This window comes from Desulfosudis oleivorans Hxd3 (genome assembly GCF_000018405.1).
GTDB lineage: Bacteria > Desulfobacterota > Desulfobacteria > Desulfobacterales > Desulfosudaceae > Desulfosudis > Desulfosudis oleivorans.
The window spans coordinates 2796946-2822425 of sequence record NC_009943.1; the positions used below are offsets into that span (position 1 = coordinate 2796946).

A 25480-nucleotide genomic window follows, 5' to 3' on the forward strand; every position below is an offset into this window, starting at 1 on the left:
GAAACGAATATGGCCGGCCCGATAGACCCGCGTCACAGGAAGCGGGAAGAAAAACCACCCGCGGGCGACCTGCCACAGCGGATGGCCGAAAACTAAACCCTTGAAACTAATATTTTAGCAACGGCATGTCAAGAAATTTATACTATACAGGGCCGCCAAAATTCATTATAAAAGGCATCATGAACAGCACCGCCTTGCCACAGGAGATTCAGAACCTCACCCGGGCCCGGTTTGCCGACTGGCTGAACGCGCACAATATCGCCCCCTACCGGGCCGACCAGGTGTTTAAATGGCTCTTTGTTCACCGGGCGGAGAGTTTTGACCAGATGACCAATATTTCCAAGCCGGTACGAACACTTCTGGCAGAATCCTTTATTATCGGCCGCTTGAAAATTGCCAGAACCCAGCAGTCCGCCGACGGCACCCGCAAATACCTGTTTGAACTGTCCGACGGTGAGCATATTGAAAGCGTGCTGATTCCCGAGGAGGACCATTTCACCCTGTGTGTCTCCACCCAGGTGGGATGCGCCCAGGGGTGCGCCTTCTGCATGACCGCGAAAAAGGGATTTGTGCGCAACCTGACCCCGGCGGAGATCACCGGCCAGGTTCTCGGCGCGTTAAAAACCCTGGCCCCGGAAGAGCGGCTGACCAACATCGTGCTCATGGGCATGGGCGAGCCCCTGGCCAACTACGACAACGTGATCACCAGCCTGGACACCATCTGCGACGGGGACTGCGGCCTTCAGTTTTCCACCCGCCGGGTCACCCTCTCCACCTCGGGCCTGGTGCCCCGCATGGCACCGCTGGGCCTGGCCACCACGGTCAACCTGGCCGTCTCCCTGAACGCCACGGACAATAAAACCCGGGACATGCTCATGCCGATCAACAAGACCTATCCCATTGAGGTGCTGCTGGAGGCGTGCCGGACCTACCCCCTTTCCAACCGGCGCAAGATCACCTTTGAGTATATCCTGATGGCAGGGGTCAACGATTCGGAAAAAGACGCATTGCGCCTGGTCAAGCTGCTGCGGTCCATCAAGGCCAAGGTCAACCTGATTCCTTTCAACGAGCACGAAGGCGCGGCCTTCAAACGGCCTGACGATGCCGCCATCGAACGCTTCAAGCAGATTCTTCATGACCGCCAGTACACGGTGATGACCCGGCAAAGCAAAGGCGCCGACATATCCGCCGCCTGCGGCCAGCTGGCAGCGGACATTAAAAAGTACGGTCAAAACAAATAGGAAAGCCCCATGTCCCACATGGAGATCGAGGTCAAATTCTTTCTGGAAGACAAGGCTGCGGTGCGACAGCGCATTCTGGCCCTGGGCGCGGTTTCCCAGGGCGAGCGATTTGAAACCAACATCCGGTTTGAAGACAGAGAAAAAAGCCTGATCCGGCGTAACGTGCTGCTGCGGCTGCGAAAGGACAGCCAGGCCACCCTGACTTTGAAAATCCCGCCGGAAGTGGCGGACACCGAGTTCAAGGTGTACCGGGAGATTGAGACTCAAGTCACCGATTTTGAAAACACAAAACAGATCCTTGCCGGGCTGGGCTTTTTGCCGGAGCAGGTCTACGAAAAATGGCGGGAAACCTTTACGGCAGGACCGGTTGTCCTCTGCCTGGACACCCTGCCCTACGGCGACTTTCTGGAAATCGAGGCGAATAAAGAGAACATCCGGCAGTGGGCCGAAAAGCTGGGCCTTGCCTGGGAAAACCGGCTGGTGACCAACTACCTGGGAATGTTTGCCCGCATGCGGGAAAAATACGGCCTGGCCTTTACCGATGTGACCTTTGAAAATTTTGAGGGCGTGGTTGTGGCCCCGGAGGACTTTTTCAAAGCTGAATAGTTTCCATCCATAAATGAGAATTTTTCCTCCCCCACCCCAAACGCCATTTTTGTTTCCGGCGGTCTCCTTTTTTGCGGTGAATTTAATTTTTCGAGGGTCCCTTTAACGCCCTCGTATGAGGCAGGGAAGTCTGTTTTCTCTTGACATTTCATACCTTTCATTGCATTCTACACAAAAAACCCCCTCATGAGCAGCAGTCGTTCCCCTGAAAAAAAGAAAACAAACCATGGGTCAGAAAATAAGACAAACCGGATGTGATCAGCGAACGATAGAAGCCTTTCTTCAGGGTGCCGACATCGTTCTGGATTCGATTCGTGAACCGTTACTGGTGCTGGATCCTGCCCTGAAGGTTGTAATCGCCAATCGCTCCTTTTACCTGACATTCGGCGTCAACCCGAAGGAGACGGAAGGGGCATTAATATATGATCTTGGCAACCGGCAATGGAACATCCCCAGGCTGAAAGAACTGCTTGAAGATATCCTTCCCGGAAATACACTGTTCCATGACTTTGAAGTGGAGCATGATTTTGCGACTATCGGCCGGAAGATCATGCATCTGAACGCCCGGCGGATTTACACTGAGCCAGACCAGACCCAACTGATCCTGCTGGCCATTGAGGATGTGACCGACCGGGTAAGCTATAGAAGGAACCTTGAAGGGCTGGTTAAAAAGAAAACGGCTGAACTGACCGTTGCCCTGGAAGAGGCGGAAGAGAAAAATCGCATCGCTGAGACATCCCTTTCCGAAATCAAAAAGTTAAAGCAGCAACTGGAAGCGGAAAGAGCCTATCTGCAGGAAGAGATCAAACTGGAGTACAATCATGAGCACATTATCGGTCAAAGTGACGGGCTCAAATACGTACTCTATAAAATTGAACAAATCGCCGACAGCGATACCACGGTACTGGTTCTTGGCGAGACAGGCACCGGCAAAGAACTGGTTGCCCGGGCCATTCACAACTTGAGCCGCCGCAAAAACCGGACGATGTTAAAAGTAAATTGCGCGGCGCTGCCCACAAACCTGATCGAAAGCGAGCTGTTCGGGCATGAGAAAGGCGCCTTTACCGGGGCGCATGCCAGGCACACGGGACGCTTTGAGGTCGCCAACGGCACCACCCTTTTTCTGGATGAAATCGGCGAATTGCCGCTGGAACTGCAACCCAAGCTGCTCCGCGTACTCCAGGACGGCGAGTTTGAACGGCTGGGCAGTTCCCACTCCACCAAAGTCGATGCGCGGATTATTGCCGCCACCAATCGCAATCTGGAAGAGGAAGTCCGTAATGGCAATTTCCGTGAGGATCTCTGGTACCGGTTAAATGTTTTTCCGATTACCATGCCGCCGCTCCGGGATCGCCTGGACGACATTCCGCTCCTGGTTGAGTTTTACGTCAAAAAAATTTCCAGGCGGATGGGCAAGACCATTGAAACGATTCCTTCAAAAATTATGGAGACGTTACAGGCATATCCGTGGCCCGGCAATGTCCGGGAGCTGGAAAACGTTCTTGAACGCGCGGTGATCAACTCGTCGGGAACCAAGCTGCGTCTGGTTGATGAGCTTAAAAGGCCGTTCAGGGGGTTAAGCTCAAGCGAAAAAACCCTGGCAGCGGTTGAACGGGACCATATTGTACGCGTCCTTGAACAGACCCAATGGAAAGTCGGCGGTAAAAACAGCGCCGCTGAAATTCTCGGGCTCGACCGCAGCACATTGCGCGCCCGCATGCGTAAGCTCAATATCTCCCCCCCCAAAACAATAAAATAACCCTGGATAGCCGAATCAGGCCCAGCCCCTCCGCATTCCTTTTCACCACCACACCCTCAGAAAAAACAAAAAAAGGCCATATACGACCATCGGTTATATATGACCTTTTCAAACAGCAATTAACGACACACCAAGAACCTTTTCTAAAGCGATTTCCTTTAAATATCAAAATCATAAGAGATAATGCCGCCTGCATTCCCCGCCTGGCACGAAATTTGAATGTTTACAACTGGTTGGGTCTTATGTGCCAACACGCTTCAGGCGATAGGGGAATAACAACGGTTCACAAATAAAGAGCCATGGGGATTTTTTATTCCTGAACCTCCCTCAAACCCGAATACGATTGGAAATATGCCGTATAACCCAAGATGGCGCAGGCATGAATAACGCGATAAGGAGGGATGAAATGACGCACGACACCATGACCGCTATCCGCAAGGGACCCTTTGGAGATGCGGGTGACAGGCAGACGCATTCTCTGGAGCAGAACAATCAGAACGTTCAACCTGTCCGCAGCCTGGTGATTGATGATGACAGCACTATCCTCAGATACGTGGCCCTGATACTTGCCATGCTCAAATTTCAGGAGGTGGAAACCGCCCAAAAAAAACCTGAAGTCATGGAAAAGCTGTCCACCGGCCCCTACGACCTGCTGCTCACGGACCTGGAGATGCCGGACGTGAATGGTTATCGTCTGAGCCGAATGATCAAAAAAAAGCGGCATGGCACCAAAATCATCATGATGACGGGACGTGATAAGAACGACTGCCATGGAATAGTGGCCTCAAAGTGGGTTGACGGGTGGCTCTTCAAACCCTTTGGGCTAAAGGAGCTGCGCCCCATGCTCCAGTGTCTGGGGATGGTCAGGGATTAACCTGAATCATTATTGTCCAAAAAAGGGTTTAATCCTGGCAGGACAGCGTTCCGGTTGTTTATCCAAATCCAAATCGAAATCGAAATCGGGATCGGGATCGGGATCGCTATCGAAATCGGGATCGAATTGTATTTACGGCGGTGCGCTCAAAGATTATTTCCATTATCCTGCTTATCCGTGCAGCCTGGCCGTTGGCTTCCCCTGCGCTGTAATGGGCGGGGGCCTGCAATTGATGCCCCGACGTGATGTATAAAGCTTCAAAGTCCTTTTGGGAACTGTTTTTTGGACACCAATGAATCTTAATATTTCATGAAATATTCGGGTTGAGGAGACGGTATATGACCGGCCAGCCAAAAAACTATCACCGACAGGCGGAAGATACCGTCGCTTTAAAAGGAAAACCCCGGTGGTTGAAGGCAGTGGCATCAGAGTCCAGGCAGACCAGCGAGGCGCTGCGCAAGAGCGAATTGCTGATGCGCGCGATCAACGTGTCGGCACGGGATGCCGTTCTCATGATGGATGCCGAAGGGCGGGTTTCCTACTGGAATCCCGCGGCTGAACGAATCCTTGGTTACACCAGCGATGAGGCACTGGGGCGGAATCTGCATTCCCTGCTTGCCCCTCAGCATTATCGAAGGTTGTTTGAGGCGGCGTTCCCGGAGTTCCAGCGTTCAGGTTGCGGCAATAACGTTGAAAAAACCATGCGGTTAAAAGCCCTGCGAAAAAACGGAGACGAATTTCCTGTAGAACTGTCCCTTGCCGGCGTGCAGCTCCATGACGGATGGCATGCGGTTGGTATTATACGTGACATCTCCAATCGTGAGCTGTCGGATAAGGCCTTGCGGGAGAGCGAAGACAAATTCAGAACCTATATGGAAAAAGCGCCTCTTGGCATATTCGTGGCGGATCACACGGGCCGTTGCCTTGAAGCCAACCAGGCGGCATGCCGGATGAGCGGATACACGGAAGAAGAGCTTTTGGAATTAAGCCTTCAGGATTTTCTCGCTCCGGATTTTTCAGGCGTGGGGATGGCCTCGTTTAAAAAGTTAAAAACAGAGGGCCGCGTAGACGGTGATCTTATGGTACGCGGGAAGAATGGAAAGAATTTCTGGATTAATCTGGTTGCAACAACAATTGGGCCTGACAGAGTGCTTGCTTATTGTCAGGATATCACCAGGCGCAAGCAGACCGAAGAGGAAATCCAGAAAATGGCCTACCATGACGCCCTGACCGGTCTTCCCAACCGGAAGCTCTTCTCCGATCGTCTGGGTATTGCATTGGCCCAGGCCCGGAGGGACCAAAAGGGTATCGCGGCCATCATACTTGATCTCGATAATTTCAAGGACGTGAACGATACCTTTGGCCATGATGTGGGAGATCGTCTTCTCCAGGCAGCGGCAGAGCGGTTAAGCGCTGCACTGAGAAAAAGTGATACGGTTGCGCGCCTGGGTGGCGACGAGTTTGTGCTGATTCTTCCCGACTTAAAGGGGACAGAAGACGTGGACCGGGTTGCACAGAAAATCGTTGACGGTTTTCGAAACCCCTTTTCCATCGACACCCATCAACTCATCGTGACAACGAGTATCGGCATCGCCGTCTACCCCCGGGATGGCATCTCTGAGGTTCTCCTTCTGAAGCATGCCGATATCGCCATGTATCAGGTCAAACAGGCAGGACGGAATGGATACCGCTTCTTTAACCCGAACAGCTCATGAAATTTTTTCACATGGCGGTAGATCGACTACAGCTTCATGTCCCGCGCCTTGCATCCGCAGCCACATCAACCGTGAGCTATTCTGTTGCCCCCCCAAACCAGAATCTCAATTCTCAGAGCCTCCCGTGAGAAAAAGGTCACATGCGCCCACAGGTTAGATATGACCTTTTTTATATAGTTTTTAATAACAACCACGAAAACACTTTTCAGAGTTATTGTCATTAAAAATCAATCCCATAGAAGACAAAACCCGGTGTGCTCAAAACATGGCACAAAGATTGAATTAAAAAACATTGAGCAAGGACAAGTGAACCATCGTGATTCACACGGCATCCACTCAATTTGGAATCAAACAGGGGAAACAACCATGAAATCGAGCAACAGAGAAAAGGCAGAAGGCAAGATTCATCAGGTAAAAGGCAAGTTCAAGGAGGCCGCCGGGATAATCGCCGGCAATCGTGATCTGGAAGCCGTAGGCAAAGAAGAAAAAAAAGAGGGAAAGATTCAGGAAAAACTCGGCCAGATCAAAAAACTGATGGATAAATAGATGATTTTTATCAGTGTTTTTCTCCCTGGACAGCCGGCCGGGGCTTACAATACCGGCAGCAGTTTCACAATCAAATCGCAAGGAGGATCTTATGCTCTGGACAGTCGCGGTAATACTGTTAATCCTGTGGCTGCTGGGATTTGTGAGCAGCTACACCATGGGCGGGTTTATTCATCTCCTGCTGGTCGTTGCCGTCATCGTCGTTCTGGTCAGGGTTATTCAGGGCCGGCGCGTTATTTAGCCGGCGGCATATCATAAATCAGACAATATAAGAAGCGGGGTCAAATGAAAGTAACCACACTTGTTGCCATTATTCTTATTGCCATAGGGATCCTTGCTTTCGGGTATCAGGGAATCTCCTACACGACCAGGGAAAAGGTCGTCGATATCGGGCCACTGGAAATATCGGCGGATAAAACCCGAACGATACCATTGCCGCCGATCGTAGGGGGTCTCGCGCTCGCGGGGGGTATTGTCCTGCTGATCGTGGGCGGGAAAAAGGGCTGAACCGTCCGGGCGGTCGAAACATTCCGCGCGTCGATTCGGCCGCAACGGGCATAATGAAGCGTCAGATGCCGAAGAGCGAAGGATCTCTTTCAACAATGATGAACGTAATCAGAACCATCATGAACGTGTTCCCTGAAAAGCAGAAAGAGGTTTTACAGACACTTCTTTCAATGGTTACGCCGGCCGGGGAAGAAAAAGGCTGCCTGAGCTATGGGATATACAGTGATATCCAGGATGAAAATGTTTTCAACCTGATTTCGGAATGGGAAACCCGTGAACAACTGGACCAGCATATGCGAAGCGACCGCTTCAGCGTTTTGCTGGGGACCAAGAGCTTTTTAATCGACCCGATGAAGATTCAGATTTTTGCGGTTTCGGATACGGAAGGAATGGAGGCGGTCAATGCCGTAAGAAAAAAAATGAAACGGATTTCTCCCGCATGAACACCGGAAGGGCCATCTGATTTCAACGTCTGCAACTGGAAGAAAGACGCACCCAATGCGAAAGCGCTTTGCCGGGCACTTTGCCATACCTGGGAGGAGACCGATTGGGACACCGATGTGAATGTCAAAGCCGGCATCAATATCCGCAGCCCCTATGCCGGGAAACGGGGCATTCAGGTTTTTGGTGAATATTACAACGGCCATCTCCCCTTCGGCCAGTTCTACAAAATACGGGCATCGTATTACGGGGCCGGAATTAACGTATCCTTTTAGTCCGCGCCGAAAAAACCGTTTGCGCGAGGGAAGTCACGCCTGCGGCGTGATTCTTTTGGTACTTTTCTTGCCGCCAGGAAAAGTACACGGATAAACAGGATAAGGGAAATATTCTTTAAGAGCACTGCCGTAAAGACAATTCGATTTCGACACCGATACCGATAGCGATTTCGATAAACAACCGGAAGACTGTCCTGCCATGATTAAAACCGTTTTTGGACAATAATGAAACTGTCATGAACCCAAGCCAAACGGGGAGACGCGACCATGCCTGAAAATTTGAAATCAAGGGATATCGAAGAATTAATGGCTGAAGCCGATGAACTCATCCGGCAGATCAATGCGGATATCATCGAAGAGATGAAGGAAGAACATCTCCTGGAACTTGAGAAATACGCTCAACGTTTTAAAACGATCAAAGCCACGGTCCAGGAGAAGGCCGAAAAGCAAAAGGACTTTGAATTAAGCGACAGCGCGGACGGAATGCACGAGGCAATACTGGATATTGTGACGGCCATGCAGGAGTTTAAAGACAAACTTTTCCGATCGTCGAAGGAAGGGACTAAAGATAATTTTTAGGGGTGCCCTTCACCTTTAGCCTTTGCCGGAATAGATGAGGGTATGCATGCCGATGCGGACCACATCCTTGTCCTTGAGCATACAGCTGGTGATCGCCTTTTTGTTGACATAGGTGCCGTTCTTGCTCTGCAGGTCGGTAAGGACAAAGCCCTCCTTGACAAACTCCACCTTGGCGTGGTGGCCGGACACCGAAAGGTTTTCAATCACGATGTCGTTGGTCTTGCGCCTGCCGATGTGAAGCGGCTTTTCAGGATCCAGCTTGTAACGGTTTACAATGGTTTCCTTAAACTTCAATGTCAGAAAGGGCATGGCGAAAATCCTCTTTTCTTGCCAGCGGTTATGCCCCCCAATATGCCAACAAACACTCCATCCGTCAAGAAAATAGAATGTTCGCACCTGTCGGCGGGGAACGGGGCCCGCACCCCTACATCGTGTGGACGGTCTTTCCGTTGATCACGGAAATGTTGTGCTGCGCCAGCGTGGCCAGGGCCTTGTCCGTGTCGTCAAACCGGAAGATCATGATGGCGTTGTTGCCGCTGTTGCGCACAAAGGCGTACATGTACTCCACGTTGACCCCGACCTTGCCCAGCAGGTCTAAAATTCTGTGAAGTCCGCCCGGCCTGTCTTCCACCTCCACGGCCACCACGTCGTGGGCACCAATGGTCAGGCCGTTGTCGCGCAGCACGCGCTTGGCCTTTTCGTTGTCATCCACGATCATGCGCAACACCCCGAAATCAGAGGTGTCGGCCAGGGCCAGGGCACGAATATTAACCCCGGCTTCGGTCAGAATGGATGTCACCTCGGCAAGACGACCGGTCCTGTTCTCAAGAAAAACGGAAATCTGCTCAACCCGCATGGTTCCCCCTTATGGTGTATGGTTAAAATCTTTCATCAGATTTTGCGGTTATCAATCACGCGCACGGCCTTGCCTTCGCTGCGGGCAATAGTTTTGGGCTCCACCAGTTTGACATCGGCGGACACGCCCAGCAGCTCCTTGATGTTGTGGGCGATCTTGCGCTCGGTCTCCTGAAGCTTTTTCACCTCGTCAGAGAAGAGCTTTTCCCCCACCTCCACCTTCACGGTGAGCACGTCCAGGTTGTCTTTCCGGTCCACGATGAGCTGGTAGTGGGGCTCCACCTCTTCCATCTCCATGAGCACACTTTCAATCTGGGACGGAAACACGTTGACGCCCCGAATGATCAGCATGTCGTCGGTCCGGCCGCTGACCCGCTCCATGCGGACATGGGTCCGGCCGCAGATGCACGGCTCGGCATGAAGGGTGGTGATGTCCCGGGTGCGGTACCGGATCACGGGAAAGGCCTCCTTTGTCAGGGAGGTAAACACCAGCTCGCCCTGTTCACCGTAGGGCAGCACCTCCCCGGACACCGGATCAATCACCTCGGCAAGAAAGTGGTCCTCAAAGATATGAAGCCCCTTCTTGGCCTCGCAGCACTCAATGGCAACGCCCGGGCCGATCACCTCTGAAAGGCCGTAGATGTCAACGGCGCTCAGGTGTAGCTTGGCCTCAATCTCCTGGCGCATGTTCTCCGACCAGGGCTCGGCGCCGAACACGCCCACCCTGAATTTCAGGTCGTTGAAGTTGACGCCCATCTCCTGGGCCACCTCGGCAAGGTGCAGGGTATAGGAGGGCGTGGCGGTCAGGACGGTGGGGCCGAAATCCTTCATGATCATGACCTGCCGCCGGGTGTTGCCGCCGGACACCGGAATGACCGATGCCCCCAGTTTTTCCGCGCCGTAATGAGCCCCCAGGCCGCCGGTGAACAGACCGTAACCATAGGCGTTGTGAATGATGTCGCCCCGCCAGGCCCCGGCCGCGGCCAGAGAACGGGCCATGAGCGTGGCCCAGGTATCCACGTCCCGGCGGGTATACCCCACCACCGTGGGTTTGCCGGTGGTGCCGGAGGAGGCGTGAATCCGCACCACGTTGTCCATGGGTACGGTAAACAGGCCAAAGGGGTAGTTGTCCCGCAGGTCCTGCTTGGTGGTAAAGGGAATGCGCCGCAGGTCGTCCAGGCTCTTGATGTCCGACGGCTTGACCCCGGCTTTTTTAAAACCGTCCCGGTAGAAAGGCACCGTGGCATAAACACGTTCAAGGGTGGATACCAGCCGCTGCAGCTGAATGGCGGAAAGCGCCTCCCGGGGCAGGGTTTCAAATTCAATATCGTAGATCATGGGTTGCTCCTTGTTCCGGGTTTGCCCGTAGGGCCCGAAACAGGGCAACAACGGGTAAACCGCAAGTAAAAGGCGCTGCAACAGGGCAACGCCGCGGGACACGGGAATCGGGCCTCTTTTCGTCCGAACAGGTCACGGCATATTCAGGCCGACCGGATATGCCACGGCATGTTCAGGCGAAAACCTTCAGAATATGTAGTGAAAACAAATACCCCTGTCAAGGAAAAATAACGGGTTGCCCGATGCCGGCGGCCCGTGAAAAGGGATCAGGGATCGCCTGCCGTCATGTCCCGTAATAATCAAGGTACCATGCGACAAACTTTGCTATTCCGTTTTCCAGAGAAGTGGCCGGGGAAAAACCGGTGGCCTGCCGCAGGGAATCAATGTCGGCCCAGGTGGCCGGCACGTCCCCCGGCTGCATAGGCAGAAAGGTTTTTTCCGCTTTTTTGCCCAGGGCCTTTTCAATGGCTTCGATAAAACCCATCAGGCTCACCGGCTGATTGTTGCCGATATTGTACAGCCGATAGGGAGCGCGGCTCGTGGCAGGACAAGGCGCCTCCGGCGACCATTCGGGATCCGGCGCCGGCACACGGTCCATTACCCGCACGACCCCCTCCACGATATCGTCGATATAGGTGAAGTCCCGCTTCATGTTGCCCTGGTTGTAAACCTTGATGGGCGTGCCTTCCAGAATCGCCCGGGTAAATAAAAAATAGGCCATGTCCGGCCGTCCCCAGGGGCCGTATACGGTAAAAAAGCGCAGGCCCGTGGCGGGCAGGCCGTAGAGATGGCTGTAGGTGTGGGCCATCAGTTCGTTGGCCTTTTTGGTGGCGGCATACAGGCTTACCGGATGGTCCACGTTGTGGAACACCGAAAAGGGCATGGTGGTGTTCAGGCCATACACGGAGCTGCTGGAGGCGTAGACCAGATGCTTTACTTTCGCATGCCGGCACCCTTCCAGGATGTTGCCAAACCCCACCAGGTTGCTGTCGATATACGTTTCCGGGTGTTCCAGGCTGTAGCGCACACCGGCCTGGGCCGCCAGGTGGACGACGCAGTCAAATTTATGGGAGGTAAACAGCTTTGCCATGAAGGGGCGGTCGGCGATATCGATTTGGAAAAAGCTGAAATTCGAAAAGGGGTGCAGCAGGGCCAGTCGGGCGTTTTTAAGGCCGGGATCATAATAATCATTGATATTGTCCACCCCGACAACCGTGTGGCCGTCTTCGCACAACCGCTTTGCCAGGTGAAACCCGATGAAACCGGCGGCACCGGTGACAAGAATGTTCATGATCTTCCTTTCAATGGGGCCGTAAAACGGACTTCAGCAGGAGGGGTATCTGGCCGGGCGTGCGGCCCGGCCGGGCAGAGGACCGGTGTGTCAGGAGGCATCCGGGTTAAACCGCTTGACGCTGTCCCGAAGATTTTCAAACTTCTGTCTCAGGTTGTTTTCCACCAGCAGGCTGACCCATGTGCCGACCAGTGCTTCAAGACGGTTCTCCGGTATCCCGGTATCTTTGCTCTGGTCCGGTTGCGATAACCGGGCATTCACATCATCCAGGGCCTGGCGCAGATCCCGGTTTTCCGGGTCCTGGTCCAGCAGAAACGCGTAGATTTCCGCGCTTTTTTCAAGGTATCCCTGTTGCGCGCACAACCGGGCCACTGACGGGGTATAAAAAAGAGGGTTATTTGTCATGAAGCGCTCCTGATTTTTTCAGGGTGTAGACCTGCTCGTTTCTGCCCACCATGCCCAGCTCTTTACGTGCCACGTGTTCGATGTAGTCAAGGTCCTCTTTTAACCGTTTGACCAGCCGGTGCATCTCCATGTTCTCCTGCTGCATGCGAATATTCTCCTGCACCACGGCCTCGTTTTTCGCCTGCAGGCGGCGGTAGTCCAGAAAACCGTTGTCGGCAAACAGGATCACCCCCACCATGAAACAGGCAAACAGGCCGGCCAGGGCCAGCAGTATGCGGTTTACGTTATTTTTCAACCACTGTATCACGGGCCTTGCTCCGTTTTCCGGCAACCAGGCTGCCAAGTTCCCTGCTTTTCAGAATATACGCAAAAACAACAAAACAGACAACCCCCAGGACCATGCAGGCCACGGTGCCTGCCAGCAGCCGGACGGAACCGGCGCCGGCCGGAATCAAAAAGGGGAGGGCCAGCCAGACGGCCAGCCCCATCAACGCCGCGCACAGGGCCGATTTGGTGGCCGAACGCAGGATGCCTGTCAGCCCGATATGACCCAGGCGGGCCGCAAGCGCCCGGGTGAGGAGCAGCAGGTTCACCATGGAGGCAATGGAGGTGGCCAGGGCCAGGCCGCCGTGGGCCAGGGGACCCATGAGAATCAGGCTCAGGGCCGCATTTATGCAGATGGCAATCACCGCCATGACGACTGGCGTTTTGGTATCGGACAGGGCGTAGAAGGTGGAAACCACAATACGGACCGCTGAAAAGGCCCAGAGGCCCGCCACGTAGTAGAACAGGGCATCGGCGGTCAGGCGTGTGGCCTGGGCGTCAAACCCCCCGCGTTCAAACAGCAGGGCCACAATTGGCTCCCGCAGCACGATCAGGCCCGCCATGGAGGGAAAAGAGATAAAAAGAATCATGCGCATGGAATACCCGAAGGTGTCCTTGACCGCATCAAAGTCTCCGGCCGCGGCCTGGCGGGAGATACTGGGCAGCACGGCCATGGCCGCGGATATGGCAAACACGCCCAGGGGGAACTGCACCAGCCGGTCGGCATAGTAGAGATAAGAAACGCTGCCCTCGGGCAGCAGGGTGGCCAGCAGGGTGCCGATGACGATGTTCACCTGGTAGACCGCGGCCCCGAACACCGCCGGCAGCATGAGCATCCCCACTTTTTTCAGGGCCGGATGGTAGAGCCTGGCCTTCTGCCAGAAAAAAAGGCCCTGCCTGGTCAAAAAAGGGACTTGCAGCGCCAGTTGCAGCACGCCTCCGGCAATAACCCCCCAGGCCAGGCCCATGGCCCGCAGGGCCGGGTCGTCGGTGACCATGGCCACGGCCCACAGGGCCGCCAGCATGGCGATGTTGAGCAGCACCGGTGCCAGGGCCGGGGCGGCAAAGTGGCCCAGGGCGTTTAAAATGCCCATGGCCAGGGCCACCAGGCAGACAAAAAAAACATAGGGAAACATGATGCGGGTCAAAGAGACGGTCAGGTCGAATTTTTCCGGAACATCGGCAAACCCGAACCCCATTACGTAAACGATTTCCGGTGAGAACAGGATGCCCAGCAGCGTCACGCCCACCAGGATAACGGAAAGCAGCCGCAGGGCGGACCGGGCCATGGCAAAGGCCTCTTCCCTGCCCTGGTGCTGAATCTGCTCCAGGAAAACCGGCACAAAGGCGATGGTCAAAGACCCTTCGGCAAAAAGGCGCCGCAGCAGGTTGGGAATGCGGAAGGCCACAAAAAAAGCGTCCGACGCCATGCCGGCGCCGAGAAAGGCGGCCAGCGCCATGTCCCGGGCATAGCCGAAAACCCGGCTCAGCAGGGTGGCCGAACCGATGATGCCCGTGGCCCGGGTGACACGACGTTTTTCATCCATTGGTTTTCCCGTCCCCAAGAACCCATGGAGATTGCTTCGCCTTCGGTTCACATAACGGTTAAAAAATTCTCTGAATCGGCAACAAGCAATATCCTGGAAGCCTGGAACCCGAGTGTAACGGAAGCGCAAAGCAGCGTCAAGCGGTAACCCGGCCATCGACGGGAGCGGAGTCGCGCCGGAATGTTTACAACAGAGGCGCAAACAGACGGGCCAGGGAGTTGCGAAACTTTTTGAGGCGGCTCATACGGCTATAGTCTTCCAGCGTGAACTCCCGGGCCGCGGCCAGGTCCTTCCTGAACATGGCCTCAAACACCTTTGCCACGTTTGCGTCATAGATCAGGGCATTGATCTCGTAATTCAGCTCAAAACTGCGAATATCCATATTGGCCGTTCCAACGGAGCAGCAAAGGGAGTCCACCACGATGGTTTTGGCGTGCATGAACCCTTCGGTGTAGTAATAAAAACGGACCCCTGCCTGCAGCAGCTCCTCAATGTAGGTCAACGCCGCCCAGTAGGGAACCCGCTTGTCCAGCATGCCGGTGAGCATGATGCGGACATCAATGCCACTTAATGCCGCGGTTTTCAGGGCCATGAGAATGCTGGCATCAGGAATGAAATAGGGAGTCTGAATAAACACCGAGTTTTCCGCCGATGAGATCAGCAGAAAATAGACCTGTTTGATGGAGTGCCACTGGGAGTCGGGGCCGGAGGTGGTGATCTGAATGTGGGTAATGTCAGGCGGCGGCTGGGGCACAAACGCCTTGACGTCAATGGTTTCACCGGTGGTGTTGAACCAGCTCACGGCAAACACCTCCTCCAGAACAGCCACGGCTTCGCCCTGGATACGAATGTGGGTATCCCGCCATACCGGAAACCGTTTTCCCCCGTCCACATATTCCTGGCCCATGTTCATGCCGCCCAGGTACCCGGTTTCTCCGTCGATAACCACCACTTTCCGGTGGTTCCGGTAGTTCAGGGTGTGGATCTTGAGGGGGGAGACAAAATTATAATAGGGATAAATCTGGATGCCGGCCCGGCGCAGCCGCCGCAGGTACCGGCCTGAAAGATAGTTTCCCACCGCGTCATAAAGCACCCGCACGGCCACGCCCTGGACCGCCTTCTCCTTGAGTACGGCCACCACCATTTCAGTAAGGTCATCGGCCTTCCAGATAAAATACTCCATGTGAATATAGTGACGGGCCCGCATCAGGTCATTGAACAGCACCTCAAATTTTTCCTGGCCGTTGAAAAAGACCGAAAGTTCGTTGTGCCGGGTCAGAATGGAGTCGGAGTTGCGATCAAGCAGGCGGATCAGCTTGCGGGTTTCCGGCGAGGGGTAACGGACATGAAGGGCGTCCGCTTCGTCTTTCTGCTGGGTGACCAGGCTTTCGTGGCTGTCCTGGAGCCGGGTCTCCAGGTCCTGGCGCACCAGGGTGCGGGTGGTTTTTTTGCGCATGCCCCGGCCGACAAGAAAATAGACCACCAATCCCAGAACGGGGAGAAAGATAAAAACCAGCAGCCATGAGAGGGTGGAAGCGGTTTCCCGGTTGTCTAAAAGCAGATAAACGATGGTAACAGCGATATAGATGTACAGCGCAACGATAAGAATCGTGTCCCACGGTACCATGGGCCGCCCTTATTTTATGGTAAAATCACACACCAGGGGCAGATGGTCGGAAAATCGGACGGAGGGCGCGTGCATGTCGTTCACCCTCACCTGCCGGCTGTGAAAAATATAGTCCAGCTCCCACCGGGGCCGCTTGCTGGGAAACGTCCGCACATTGGCGGCATTGGCGCTGACCAGGCCGGTGGCGGAAAGAAAGCCGGCCAGTTCCCGCGACCCGGCAAAGGCGTTGAAGTCGCCGCCCACAATCACCGGTTTGCCCACCCCCCGTATCAGCAGGCCCAGCTCGGCAAGCTGCTGCTGCCGGTGGCCGGGATGAAGGGAGAGATGCACCAGGAACAGGACCACGTCTTCCAGTTCCACCTCGATGATCAGCCGCTTGATCCCTTTTTCAAAATAGTGGTACCGGTGCCCGAGAATGTCATGCCGGGCCAGCACGGCATTGCCCTGCTTGCCCATGATGGGAATGGCCCTGGAAAACGGGGAGGGCTTGTACTTGGTCTGAAAAACGCAGTGATAGCCCAGTTCCTCGGCCACCTGCCGGGCCTGGTTGATGCCGTTGTGCCGGCCGGAACCACCGTCCACCTCCACCAGGCCCACCATGTCGGGATCGCAGGAGCGGATAAAGGACGCGATCTCCGGAAACGCCTTTTGGGTTTTGCGGAAATATCCGCTGAAGGGCACCGGCGCGTGAAACCGCCATCCCCCACTGCCCGTTCCGTATCGAATGTTGTACAACAAAAAACGATGTGAAGCCAAACTGCCTTCCCCTTTCAAACAGATACTACATCAGGCCTTCATTGCGCAGCCGGGTGAGAATTTCCCGTGTGGACCGGCTGCGGTCCATGGTGTAAAAATGGAGCCCCGGCACCCCCTGTTCAAGCAGGCCCCGGCATTGTTCCACGGCCTTTTCAATACCGAAATCCACCACCCTGTCAGCCGGCGCGTCAGCCAGATCGGCCAGGGCCGTTTCCATGGACGCGGGAATGGAAGAACCGCACACCTTTGACAGCATGCGGGTCATCTTGAGGGTATAAACCGGCATGATGCCCGGAATGATGGGCACCGTGATGCCGGCGGCCCGGCATTTTTCCACGTAATCAAAATAAAAGGTATTGTCGTAGAAATACTGGGTCACCACGTAACGGGCCCCGTTGTCCACTTTCAGCTTGAGATATTCAATATCTTTTTCAAGGCTTTCCGCCTGAAGGTGCCCTTCCGGATAGCCGGCGCATCCCAGGGAAAAATCGTACTGCTCAGCGATAAAGGCGATCAGGTCCGAGGCATACATGAAGCTCTCCGGGTGGGAAACAAAATCGGGCTCCCGGGGCTGATCCCCCCGAATAACAAAAATGGTTTCAATGCCGATGGCCCGGTACCTGTCCAGCACATTCACAATGGTGTCCGGGCTCAGGCCGTAGCCGGCCACATAGGCCACCACCGGCAGGTTGGCATCAGCGGTCAGGTGCTTGACCGTCTGGTAGGAACCGTCTTTTGTGGAACCGCCCGCGCCAAAGGTGACCGACAGGTAGTCGGGTTTCAGCGGCGTCAGTTCGTCTATCACCGCGTCAAACGTGCCCTGGGCTTTTTCATCCCGGGGCGGAAAAAATTCAAATGAAACAACCGGACCTTTTCTCTTCTCATAAACCTGCTCAACCCGCATTATTGCTCCCTTCAATCGTAAAACAGCCTGCCGGTCCGTTTGGGAACCCGGCAGGCTCTCAAATAAACATACTTTATAAGATTATAGGCACTTACAACGCAAAGTCAACCGAATTGTCGCGGGGATTTCACAGGAACAGACGCAAGTCAGCGTCCTTCATGGAGAAAATCACCTGCCCCCCTTATGGGTGGACCAGCAGAAAACACTTTAGTTCTCCGACATCGGAAGCAGAAACGCTGTCGAAAGCGAAGACCATTGTTGGTTCACCCCCGGGTTCGACAGCGATTTTGATGTGCCTTCATCGGCCGGCCTGTTTACCAGGCCTTGCGGGTCAGAATGTCCTGAATGCGTTCCTGGCTCTTTTTCTCCACCAGGATGATTTTCTCGGCCTTGGCCCGTTTGATCCGGTCGATGATAGTGGGCAGGTCCGCCGGTTTTTCGATCAGGTCCATGGCGCCCAGCTTCATGGCCTCCACGCCCTTTTCCACCGTGGCATGGCCGGTGAGCAGGATCACCTGAACGTCCGGGTTTTTCTCCTTGATCCGCTTGAGGGCCTCAAGTCCGTCCATTCCCGGCATCTGAAGGTCCAGCACCACCGCGTCATAGGACTCCTTGTCAATCAGCGAAACGGCGTCCTCTCCCCGCGTGGCGGTTGACACGTCCACGTCCCGGGCCTTCAGGCGTTCGGAAATAAGGTCTAAAAAATCCTTTTCATCATCCACGATCAAAACCTTGTCAGACATGGCATGCCTCCTCATATCGATTTAAGAATGCCGGACACTTTACGACAGGTCCGGCGGTTTTTTTACCTATCCACGGAAAAAGCAGCCGGCAGGCTCAGAACAAACCGACCTTTTCCCTCAATGATCTCCAGATTCGCGCCCAGTGCCTCCAGCAGGGGGCCTGACCGGCCCGCGAGAAACGCGTCAGCGCCGGCGCCGGTCAGTGCCTCAAGCCCGGAAAACGTCATTCCGGCGCCGGCGCCGGTTCCGGTCACCGCAACGTTGACGGCCCGGGCATCGCCGCAGGTCTCCATGGAAAGCTCCAGCAGCAGCCAGACCAGGGTTTCCAGAAAAAACGGGTGAGTGGTAATGGATACCGGTGCTTCCGGAAAGGTGCCGGTGATCTTTACCCCCCGGCTGACGGCATTGCGCTCCGACACGTGCAGCATCAGTTCCAGCAGGGAGGCAATATCGACCACGGCCTGTTTTTCATCCAGGCTGTGGGCCAGGCGGTTCATGTTCTTTATAATGGTATTGGACCGCTGCACCTGTTTCAAAACGGTTCCGGCCAGCGTGCTCAGCCGCCCGGGATCCAGGGGAATCCCTTTCTGCACCATCAGGGTGACATCTTCCAGAAACCCGGCGCTCTCGTTGATCACGGCCAGGGCGTTCTTCAATTCGTGAGAGATGGACGCGGAAACCTTTGAATAAAAGGCCAGCCCCGTATCCTGCGGCAGTGGTTTGTGTTCCATGGTTTGCCTCCTTACCTGGACAACGCCTGGTTGATCTTGGCGATCAGATCATCGATGTTGATGGGCTTGAGCAGGTAATACTCCGCCTCGACCACGCCGGCCCGGTAATCCTCTTCAGACCCGTGACCGGTCAGGTAGATGGTCTTAACCCCGGGCAGCCGCTTTTCTATGATCTGCTTCAACTGGCGCCCCCCCATCTGGGGCATCTTTATATCCAGCACCACCAGGTCATAATGGGTGGTCTGGATCAGGTCTTCGGCCTCCTTTGCGCTGGTGGCCCAGTCAGCCTCGATATTCCGCAGGGCCAGGCGTTCGGCCAGGGTGGCCACAAAATCCTTTTCATCGTCAACCAGGAGCAGTTTCATGTCGTCTCTCCTTTGTTTCTGGCCGGAGGCATCAACGGCAGTGTAATGGTGAACTGCGTTCCCACACCGACCTCGCTCTCCACATCAATGACGCCACCCAGTTCCTGAACCAGTGAATAGGTGATGGAAAGTCCCAGGCCGGTGCCGCCGGTGCTGGTCTTGGTGGAGAAAAAGGGCTCAAAAATCCGTTTGAGATCCTTGTCTGAAATACCGCAGCCGGTATCATTGATCCGAATGCGAAGGGTCTTGCCGTTTACGCGGTTCGCCGTTATGGTCAGAGCGCCACCTTCCGACAGGGCGGCAAAGGCGTTGTTGATAAGGTTTAGCAGAATCTGCTGCAACTTGCCCCGGTCGGTTTCAAACTGCGGAATATCCGGCGGCACGTCAATGGTGATGGCGATATTTCGGTACTCGGCCTCTTTGCCCAGAAAACCCACCACGTCGGAAATCACCGCCCGAATGTCCACCGGCTGTACGCTGAAATCCATGTGACGGGCAAAACTGAGCAGCTGCTTGGTGATCCGGCCGCAACGGGCCACCGATTCATTGATGGCATCCACCAGGCCCAGCAGTTTTTCATCCCCTGCATACCGGTCCGTCAGTTGAAAAATATCCTTGATAAGACCGGCCTTTTCATTGATCACAGCCAGGGGGTTGTTGATTTCATGGGCCACGCCGGCGGCCAGCCGGCCGATGGAGGCCAGCTTGTTGGCGTACTCCACCTGGTGCAGGCTGCGGATGCGCCGCTGGTCGGCCACATAAATGCGATTGACAAAATAGGTGGCAAACCCGGTCACCGCAATCAGCACGATGACGATACCGCCCAGCAGGTAGGCCAGCATTTCAATGCGGGTCCGGTGCCACGACCGCATGAGTTCGCCGGTCTTGTTCACGATCATCAATATGAACGGGCTGTCCGGAATATAGGCATACCCCAGGATGTAGTCGCCCTCGGCGGTTGTGTGGTACTGGACCACCTCGGTCTTGTCCGAATAGACGGGAACCGGGAAATTGATCTTTTCAAATATTTTCTCATGACCGCGGGAGGGGGTCTGCAGAACCCCTTTCGTGTTGATGATAAAGGCATTGCCCTGGTCGCTGAGTTCAAAGCCGGACAGCTGTTCGTTCAGGCGGCCGGTATCGATGGAGATGCGAAGGACAAAAAAGCTGCGGTCCGGGGCCTCGTAACGCACGGCAATGACAAAATGGGGGGCGTTTCGAAACCCCATGAAAACTTCGCTGATAAAAAACCCGCGGTCCATGGCCTCTTCGAACCACTGCTGGTCGCTGTAGTCCCGGCCCTCCAGTGAGTAGGGCCCGCTGTAGGCCACCTGCTGGCCGACGCCATCGATCACCCCGATATCCGTGACCCCGCCGATGGACAGGCGCAGGTTTTCCAGGATGGTGGAAAGACGCCCGGAATCCAGCAGCCGGTCATAGGTGTTGTCATGCACAATATAGACCAGAGACGCCTTTCGCTTGGCCAGAAAGGCCGCGATGGTCCGCTTGGCATTGGAAACGGTGCGGGAGGTCCGGGCCAGGCTTTCCGACTCCACGGCCCTCTGCGTGACGTTGTAATCCACCCAGGTGACCAGCAGCAGGGGAATAATGGCGCAGAGCCCGGTCAGCATCACCGCCGATTTCCAGAGCCGGCCGTAATTAAACATATACCGGTAGAGACGGCCCTGGGAAGGGTCCTGCTGCCGCCGGAAAGCGGGAAGAAACAATTTAATGGATCGCTTCATGGAGTCCAGTTTCACGCCGTCCCCCTGTTCGGGATCAATTCGAAAGCACTCATCAGGCGTTCCCGCCGGTCGCCAGCTTGCGCTGCTGAACCTTTTCATTGGCCTGTTTCAGGGTATCGCTGAGTACGTCAATATCCACCGGCTTATGCAGGTAGGCAAAAGCCCCCAGTTCCATGCACACCTTTTTGTCGGCCTCGGAGCCATGGCCGGTAAGAATGATCACCTCGATGTCCGGCCGGGTGGCCTTGACCTTGCGCAGCACCTCGATACCGTCGATACCCGGCATCTTCAGGTCCAGGATCATCACTTCGGGCTCCTCCTCGGCCACCATGTTCAGGGCCGACTCGCCGTCATAGGCCACGGCCGATCCCATATCCCGCATGATCAGCCGCTCGGACAGGGTCTGCACAAACTCGCGCTCGTCGTCCACCAGCAGCACCTTGGAAGGCATTTGAAAATCGTACTTGCGATAAATATCGGTCTGGTAAAAGTTTTCCCCTACCCTGGTTTCCACGCCTTTGACGTCGGGCACCTTCTCCACCAGGGCTTTCAACTCCTCCTCCAGGCGGGCGAGCATCAGCACATGTTTATTAATGGTGATGGTCACTTTGCCGTCCCTGGCATGGGTGGAGACGTTGTGTCCGGCCTTTGCCAGCACCTCGCCGGCCCGGGCCGCCAGCTGGAAATCGGCCACTGCCTGGCGGGACCGGGTGGTGGGCTGGACCACATCGGCGCCCAGGTGTTGTACAATCAACTCGGCCGCCTGTTCCGGAGCGGTTTTGTCCATGGGCACCACCATGTCATAAAGCTCCGACTGCCAGGGGTCCTCATCCCCCTTGGCGGCCTTGACCCAGGTTGCTGCCTGTTCCGTGTGTTTTCGAATCAGGGCGGCCGCGTCTTTTTCAGACATCTTTTTCTGCTGCCGGACCGTCTCCACCCGGAACTTTGCGTCCGCCACCAGGCAAACCCGCAGCACATGGGTGATGTCCGGCGGAATCAGCAGGCTGGCAAATCCTGAAACAATCAGGTTGTCCGCGTCCAGCAGATCGGCCAGGGCCAGGCGCAGGTAGGCAACGGCCCGCTCCTTTTCATGGGTAAACGGGTTGAACACCGATGCCTTGGCGGCAAAGGCGTTTTCGATCTTTTTTTCCGAAAGTCCGGACAGACGGGCCGCGTCTGCTACCAGGGCGTCATCGGTAACCAGCCGGTGGCCGGTGCGCTCCCGGCAGGCCTCAATAACGGCCTCTGCGTTGCAGAAGGTGGCGCTGAAAATCGCTAACGTTGACATGATATGTATCCTTTTTCCTATAGGTTTATTTCATTATGCAATCCGGCAGACCGTCATCAGCGGGCAGTCGGGTTCATCCGCGTTCTGGTGAGCGTCGGCATGAATGGCGCACACCGCTTTTTCCATGGTGGGATAGATGTTCTCCGGGCCGATCCTGGCCAGCAGGTGGGTCCGCTCCAGCACCCGCATCACCGACTCGTTCACCCCACTGAAGGAAATTTTTACACCCGCGCTGCGAACATTGTCAATAAGCAGGGAGAGTGTCTCTTCACCCGAAGCGTCGATGTCGTTGATGGCGTTGGCCGCGATCACGATATGGCGCAGGTCCTTGCGTTGCATCATCCGGTCGTTGATCTTGTCTTCCAGGTAGCTGGCATTGGCGAAAAACAGGGGGCCGTCAAACCGCACCAGGTCGATGTACTTGCATTTCTGCAGGCCGTGGACCATGGCGGCCCGGAACGCGTCATCCTCTTTGCGGGAAAGGGAGGCCACCGTGGGCCGCATGCTTTTATAAAGAAAGACGCCCAGGGAAAGCGCCACCCCCACCATGATGCCCCGGTCCAGGTGGGGGGCAAAGGCCAGGGTGCAGATAAAGGAGATGATGGAGATGGCCCCGTCATACCACTGGGCCTTCCATGCATGAATAAAACCGCTGACATTGACCAGGCCGATCACCGCCATCATGATCACCGCGGCCAGAACAGCCTGGGGCAGGTGGTAGAGAAGGGGCGTGAAAAAGAGCAGCACGATCACCACGGCCAGCGACGTAAACGCGCTGGACAGACCGGTGACCGCGCCGGCCTGAAGGTTGACGGCGGACCGGGAAAACGACCCGGACACGGGATAGCTCTTGCCGGCCGCGCCGATCATGTTGGCCAGGCCCTGGCCGATGAGCTCCTGGTTGGGGTCCAGCCGCTGGCCGGTCTTGGCGGCCATGGCCTTGGCAATGGAGATGGCCTCCATGAACCCCAGAAGGGAGATGATGGCCGCATAGGGAAACAGGTGAAGCATGATTTTCATGTCGATTTTTGGAATCGACATGGCCGGCAGTCCCTTGGGCACCACACCCACCACGGCCCCGCCGCCGCTCATGGTAATGCTGTCGGGGTTCAGTGCCGCCGCGCGCAACTTGATCCGCCAGGTACGGCCGGAAAGGTTCTGGGCCGCCGGGTCATTCAGGTAAAAAACAGATCCCGATGCATCGGCCACAAACAGTTTGGACCGCAGCTCATCGCGGTAAAGGTGGGCCTCTTCCTTGAGCTGGTCGATCTTGTAGTTTGCCACGCGCAGGTCGTGCTCGGCCGCCATCACGGACATGGCGTCATGGGCGGTTTTGGCTTCATCCAGGTGCTTCATGGCAGCGGTACGCTCTTCCACGATAGCCCGAATCTGATCGATACAGCCGTTGTAGGCCGTGGCTGTTTCATGCACCTCCGGGGCCTGAATCGCATCCAGGGTGACGGTGGTGTTGTGCTCAAACCCCATGGCCCAGGCCATGATCGTGGTAACGGCCACGGCCACCAGCACATTGGGAATTCTGGGGTTGATCCTTTTCAATATCACCATGATGGCAAAGGCCAGTGCCCCCATGAAAAATGTGGGCCAGTGGGTATAGTGGATCGCCGCCTCCACCACGCGAATGATGGTTTCGTAATGGTGGGCCGCCTTGTCCACGTCCACACCGAACAGCTTGGAAAACTGGGACGAGGCAATAATGATGGCCGCGGCATTGGTAAAACCGTTGACCACCGGGTGGGACAGAAAATTGACCACCAGGCCCAGCCGCAGCACGCCCAGGGAGAACTGAAAAATCCCCACCATCAGGGCCAGCATGATGGCATAGGCGATATAGCCCTCACTGCCCGCCGTGGCCAAAGGCTCAAGGGAGGCGGATGTCATCAGCGATACCACGGCCACCGGACCGGTGGCCAGCTGCCGGCTGGAACCGAACAGGGCCGCGACCAGGGGGGGCAGAAAAGAGGCGTACAGACCGTAGTAGGAGGGCATGCCCGCCAGCTGGGCATAGGCCATGGACTGGGGAATCAGCACCAGGGCCACGGTGAGTCCGGAAATGCCGTCCACCTTGAATTTGTCCAGGTTATAGCCCCGCAGCCAGGCCATAAAGGGGAAAATCGCGTTGATCATAAGCCGCACCTTTTCCTTTACATGAATTTCTGTTCCAATATTTTATAAACCCGTAAAAAGTCTATTTGCGATGGCAAAGTAAAAAGTTCAAGATCAAGGCGTCGCAAATCCCGAGGAATGAGGCGTACTTGTCGTACGTCGCAGTGACGAGGGGTGCAGCGCAACGCAGATATTGGGCTTTTTACGAAGCCATCAATATTTTATTTTACCATGCGACCAATCAAGGACATCAGTTCATTATAAAGCGCTCCCGCATCATACAGGTTGCAGTTCTTGAACCGGACAATGCCGTCCACCGTGGAGAGCAGCACCAGGGCGGTTTTACGGGGTGAAAGGCTGCCCACTGATCCGTCGGCCTGCCCTTCGACCAGGGCTTTTTCAAAAATGTCCACGAAACAGTTGTAAATCTCCTCCAGCAGGGTTCTGCAAAACTCGTTTTCCTCGGCCAGCTTGTAAGGATAATAGCGATGCAGCAGCAGAAACCAGGGCTGCCGGGTGCCGGCCAGGTAGAGGTAAAAGGCCACTGACGCCTCCAGCCGGGCCGCACCGTCGGTAAACTCTTTTTCACCGAAATAGTGGGAAAACTCCTCCAGAATGCCGTCCTTTACACTGCTCAGCACGGCCAGAAACAGGTCCTCTTTGGTTTTAAAATGATAAAAAATCGTGGCGCTGGCAACGTCGCTCATGGCCGCCACCTCACCCATGGAGGTCTCCTTGAACCCCTTTGTGGCAAACAGAAACGTGGCGACTTCAAGAATCTCGTGCTTTTTTGACATCAACCCATCTCTTTTCGTTTTTAATAAAACTGACTGATGGATCAGTCAGACTGACTGTTAAGTCAGTTTTACCCGCATGGGTTTTTTCTGTCAAGCT

27 protein-coding genes and 1 pseudogene are annotated in these 25480 nt (G+C 55.4%); 11 read left to right on the top strand and 17 right to left on the bottom strand.

The genetic code is table 11. The features are described from left to right. The first annotated feature begins 179 nt into the window (after positions 1–179). The 11 genes and pseudogenes from rlmN to DOLE_RS18450 all read left to right on the top strand — a co-directional run bounded on the left by rlmN (position 180) and on the right by DOLE_RS18450 (position 8543). Positions 180–1241: a 23S rRNA (adenine(2503)-C(2))-methyltransferase RlmN gene (gene rlmN, locus DOLE_RS11875; protein WP_041280535.1), complete on the top strand. Its 1062-nt coding sequence runs from the start codon at positions 180–182 to the stop codon at positions 1239–1241. A 9-nt stretch (positions 1242–1250) separates the two neighbouring features. Further along, positions 1251–1847 (top strand): class IV adenylate cyclase, encoded by a 597-nt coding sequence (gene cyaB / locus DOLE_RS11880; RefSeq protein ID WP_012175728.1) that lies wholly within the window; start codon positions 1251–1253, stop codon positions 1845–1847. A gap of 226 nt (positions 1848–2073) precedes the next feature. Next, complete coding sequence (locus DOLE_RS11885; RefSeq protein ID WP_012175729.1) at positions 2074–3606, top strand: sigma-54-dependent Fis family transcriptional regulator; 1533 nt, start codon at positions 2074–2076, stop codon at positions 3604–3606. A 406-nt stretch (positions 3607–4012) separates the two neighbouring features. Further along, positions 4013–4480: a response regulator gene (locus tag DOLE_RS11890; RefSeq protein WP_012175730.1), complete on the top strand. Its 468-nt coding sequence runs from the start codon at positions 4013–4015 to the stop codon at positions 4478–4480. 338 nt (positions 4481–4818) lie between these two features. After that, positions 4819–6195: a diguanylate cyclase domain-containing protein gene (locus tag DOLE_RS11895; RefSeq protein WP_012175731.1), complete on the top strand. Its 1377-nt coding sequence runs from the start codon at positions 4819–4821 to the stop codon at positions 6193–6195. Between the two features lie 306 nt (positions 6196–6501). Then, on the top strand, positions 6502–6741 hold the full coding sequence (locus DOLE_RS11900) for a CsbD family protein (protein ID WP_232362703.1): 240 nt from the start codon (positions 6502–6504) through the stop codon (positions 6739–6741). A gap of 91 nt (positions 6742–6832) precedes the next feature. Continuing rightward, complete coding sequence (locus DOLE_RS18225; protein WP_153304421.1) at positions 6833–6982, top strand: lmo0937 family membrane protein; 150 nt, start codon at positions 6833–6835, stop codon at positions 6980–6982. Positions 6983–7026: 44 nt separating this feature from the next. After that, positions 7027–7248 (top strand): hypothetical protein, encoded by a 222-nt coding sequence (locus tag DOLE_RS11905; RefSeq protein ID WP_012175734.1) that lies wholly within the window; start codon positions 7027–7029, stop codon positions 7246–7248. A 53-nt stretch (positions 7249–7301) separates the two neighbouring features. Then, entirely contained in the window at positions 7302–7691 is a 390-nt protein-coding gene (locus DOLE_RS11910) for a putative quinol monooxygenase (protein ID WP_232362704.1), read from the top strand. A 78-nt stretch (positions 7692–7769) separates the two neighbouring features. Then, positions 7770–7964: pseudogene (locus DOLE_RS17985) on the top strand (DUF1207 domain-containing protein); the annotation flags it as partial. Between the two features lie 267 nt (positions 7965–8231). Next, positions 8232–8543 carry a hypothetical protein gene (locus tag DOLE_RS18450; protein WP_012175736.1) on the top strand — a complete coding sequence of 104 codons (312 nt, stop codon included), beginning with the start codon at positions 8232–8234 and terminating at the stop codon, positions 8541–8543. 15 nt (positions 8544–8558) lie between these two features. Here DOLE_RS18450 and DOLE_RS11920 read toward each other — a convergent pair whose 3' ends face one another. From DOLE_RS11920 to DOLE_RS12000, 17 genes are all read right to left on the bottom strand, one after another. Next, on the bottom strand, positions 8559–8852 hold the full coding sequence (locus tag DOLE_RS11920; RefSeq protein WP_012175737.1) for an FHA domain-containing protein: 294 nt from the start codon (positions 8850–8852) through the stop codon (positions 8559–8561). A 115-nt stretch (positions 8853–8967) separates the two neighbouring features. Continuing rightward, positions 8968–9399: an ACT domain-containing protein gene (locus DOLE_RS11925; protein WP_012175738.1), complete on the bottom strand. Its 432-nt coding sequence runs from the start codon at positions 9397–9399 to the stop codon at positions 8968–8970. A gap of 35 nt (positions 9400–9434) precedes the next feature. Further along, on the bottom strand, positions 9435–10736 hold the full coding sequence (locus DOLE_RS11930) for a phenylacetate--CoA ligase family protein (RefSeq protein WP_012175739.1): 1302 nt from the start codon (positions 10734–10736) through the stop codon (positions 9435–9437). A 283-nt stretch (positions 10737–11019) separates the two neighbouring features. Further along, positions 11020–12027 (bottom strand): NAD-dependent epimerase, encoded by a 1008-nt coding sequence (locus DOLE_RS11935; RefSeq protein ID WP_012175740.1) that lies wholly within the window; start codon positions 12025–12027, stop codon positions 11020–11022. Positions 12028–12117: 90 nt separating this feature from the next. Further along, positions 12118–12432, bottom strand: coding sequence for a hypothetical protein (locus DOLE_RS11940; protein WP_012175741.1), 315 nt, complete (start codon positions 12430–12432; stop codon positions 12118–12120). Then, on the bottom strand, positions 12422–12739 hold the full coding sequence (locus tag DOLE_RS11945) for an FtsB family cell division protein (protein ID WP_012175742.1): 318 nt from the start codon (positions 12737–12739) through the stop codon (positions 12422–12424). Before DOLE_RS11945 ends, DOLE_RS11940 begins: the two co-directional genes overlap by 11 nt. Beyond that, on the bottom strand, positions 12717–14303 hold the full coding sequence (gene murJ / locus DOLE_RS11950; protein ID WP_012175743.1) for a murein biosynthesis integral membrane protein MurJ: 1587 nt from the start codon (positions 14301–14303) through the stop codon (positions 12717–12719). The genes DOLE_RS11945 and murJ overlap by 23 nt, the downstream gene beginning before the upstream one ends. Before the next feature lie 184 nt (positions 14304–14487). After that, entirely contained in the window at positions 14488–15930 is a 1443-nt protein-coding gene (cls, locus tag DOLE_RS11955; RefSeq protein ID WP_012175744.1) for a cardiolipin synthase, read from the bottom strand. Positions 15931–15939: 9 nt separating this feature from the next. After that, entirely contained in the window at positions 15940–16686 is a 747-nt protein-coding gene (locus DOLE_RS11960; RefSeq protein ID WP_012175745.1) for an endonuclease/exonuclease/phosphatase family protein, read from the bottom strand. 25 nt (positions 16687–16711) lie between these two features. Continuing rightward, on the bottom strand, positions 16712–17590 hold the full coding sequence (gene metF / locus DOLE_RS11965) for a methylenetetrahydrofolate reductase [NAD(P)H] (RefSeq protein ID WP_012175746.1): 879 nt from the start codon (positions 17588–17590) through the stop codon (positions 16712–16714). Positions 17591–17904: 314 nt separating this feature from the next. Continuing rightward, positions 17905–18333 (bottom strand): response regulator, encoded by a 429-nt coding sequence (locus tag DOLE_RS11970; protein ID WP_012175747.1) that lies wholly within the window; start codon positions 18331–18333, stop codon positions 17905–17907. A 62-nt stretch (positions 18334–18395) separates the two neighbouring features. Continuing rightward, positions 18396–19064, bottom strand: coding sequence for an ATP-binding protein (locus DOLE_RS11975; protein ID WP_012175748.1), 669 nt, complete (start codon positions 19062–19064; stop codon positions 18396–18398). Between the two features lie 11 nt (positions 19065–19075). Beyond that, positions 19076–19429, bottom strand: a complete 354-nt coding sequence (locus DOLE_RS11980; protein ID WP_012175749.1) for a response regulator — start codon at positions 19427–19429, stop codon at positions 19076–19078. After that, the gene (locus DOLE_RS11985) at positions 19426–21273 is read right to left on the bottom strand and encodes a sensor histidine kinase (protein ID WP_232362705.1); all 1848 of its coding nucleotides are present in this window, start codon (positions 21271–21273) and stop codon (positions 19426–19428) included. Before DOLE_RS11985 ends, DOLE_RS11980 begins: the two co-directional genes overlap by 4 nt. Next, positions 21227–22462, bottom strand: a complete 1236-nt coding sequence (locus DOLE_RS11990) for a response regulator (protein ID WP_012175751.1) — start codon at positions 22460–22462, stop codon at positions 21227–21229. The genes DOLE_RS11985 and DOLE_RS11990 overlap by 47 nt, the downstream gene beginning before the upstream one ends. Before the next feature lie 33 nt (positions 22463–22495). Beyond that, positions 22496–24607, bottom strand: coding sequence for a SulP family inorganic anion transporter (locus DOLE_RS11995; protein ID WP_012175752.1), 2112 nt, complete (start codon positions 24605–24607; stop codon positions 22496–22498). Positions 24608–24807: 200 nt separating this feature from the next. Beyond that, a complete protein-coding gene (locus DOLE_RS12000; protein WP_012175753.1) occupies positions 24808–25383 on the bottom strand; it encodes a TetR/AcrR family transcriptional regulator in 576 nt (191 codons plus the stop codon). Positions 25384–25480 lie beyond the last annotated feature (97 nt).

Bases quoted from the DNA above. Each gene is read 5' to 3' on its own strand.
- rlmN (WP_041280535.1), top strand. From the start codon at position 180: ATGAACAGCACCGCCTTGCCACAGGAGATTCAGAACCTCACCCGGGCC.
- cyaB (WP_012175728.1), top strand. From the start codon at position 1,251: ATGTCCCACATGGAGATCGAGGTCAAATTCTTTCTGGAAGACAAGGCT.
- DOLE_RS11885 (WP_012175729.1), top strand. From the start codon at position 2,074: ATGGGTCAGAAAATAAGACAAACCGGATGTGATCAGCGAACGATAGAA.
- DOLE_RS11890 (WP_012175730.1), top strand. From the start codon at position 4,013: ATGACGCACGACACCATGACCGCTATCCGCAAGGGACCCTTTGGAGAT.
- DOLE_RS11895 (WP_012175731.1), top strand. From the start codon at position 4,819: ATGACCGGCCAGCCAAAAAACTATCACCGACAGGCGGAAGATACCGTC.
- DOLE_RS18225 (WP_153304421.1), top strand. From the start codon at position 6,833: ATGCTCTGGACAGTCGCGGTAATACTGTTAATCCTGTGGCTGCTGGGA.
- DOLE_RS11905 (WP_012175734.1), top strand. From the start codon at position 7,027: ATGAAAGTAACCACACTTGTTGCCATTATTCTTATTGCCATAGGGATC.
- DOLE_RS11910 (WP_232362704.1), top strand. From the start codon at position 7,302: ATGAAGCGTCAGATGCCGAAGAGCGAAGGATCTCTTTCAACAATGATG.
- DOLE_RS18450 (WP_012175736.1), top strand. From the start codon at position 8,232: ATGCCTGAAAATTTGAAATCAAGGGATATCGAAGAATTAATGGCTGAA.
- DOLE_RS11920 (WP_012175737.1), bottom strand. From the start codon at position 8,852: ATGCCCTTTCTGACATTGAAGTTTAAGGAAACCATTGTAAACCGTTAC.
- DOLE_RS11925 (WP_012175738.1), bottom strand. From the start codon at position 9,399: ATGCGGGTTGAGCAGATTTCCGTTTTTCTTGAGAACAGGACCGGTCGT.
- DOLE_RS11930 (WP_012175739.1), bottom strand. From the start codon at position 10,736: ATGATCTACGATATTGAATTTGAAACCCTGCCCCGGGAGGCGCTTTCC.
- DOLE_RS11935 (WP_012175740.1), bottom strand. From the start codon at position 12,027: ATGAACATTCTTGTCACCGGTGCCGCCGGTTTCATCGGGTTTCACCTG.
- DOLE_RS11940 (WP_012175741.1), bottom strand. From the start codon at position 12,432: ATGACAAATAACCCTCTTTTTTATACCCCGTCAGTGGCCCGGTTGTGC.
- murJ (WP_012175743.1), bottom strand. From the start codon at position 14,303: ATGGATGAAAAACGTCGTGTCACCCGGGCCACGGGCATCATCGGTTCG.
- cls (WP_012175744.1), bottom strand. From the start codon at position 15,930: ATGGTACCGTGGGACACGATTCTTATCGTTGCGCTGTACATCTATATC.
- metF (WP_012175746.1), bottom strand. From the start codon at position 17,590: ATGCGGGTTGAGCAGGTTTATGAGAAGAGAAAAGGTCCGGTTGTTTCA.
- DOLE_RS11970 (WP_012175747.1), bottom strand. From the start codon at position 18,333: ATGTCTGACAAGGTTTTGATCGTGGATGATGAAAAGGATTTTTTAGAC.
- DOLE_RS11975 (WP_012175748.1), bottom strand. From the start codon at position 19,064: ATGGAACACAAACCACTGCCGCAGGATACGGGGCTGGCCTTTTATTCA.
- DOLE_RS11980 (WP_012175749.1), bottom strand. From the start codon at position 19,429: ATGAAACTGCTCCTGGTTGACGATGAAAAGGATTTTGTGGCCACCCTG.
- DOLE_RS11985 (WP_232362705.1), bottom strand. From the start codon at position 21,273: ATGAAAAGGTTCAGCAGCGCAAGCTGGCGACCGGCGGGAACGCCTGAT.
- DOLE_RS11990 (WP_012175751.1), bottom strand. From the start codon at position 22,462: ATGTCAACGTTAGCGATTTTCAGCGCCACCTTCTGCAACGCAGAGGCC.
- DOLE_RS11995 (WP_012175752.1), bottom strand. From the start codon at position 24,607: ATGATCAACGCGATTTTCCCCTTTATGGCCTGGCTGCGGGGCTATAAC.
- DOLE_RS12000 (WP_012175753.1), bottom strand. From the start codon at position 25,383: ATGTCAAAAAAGCACGAGATTCTTGAAGTCGCCACGTTTCTGTTTGCC.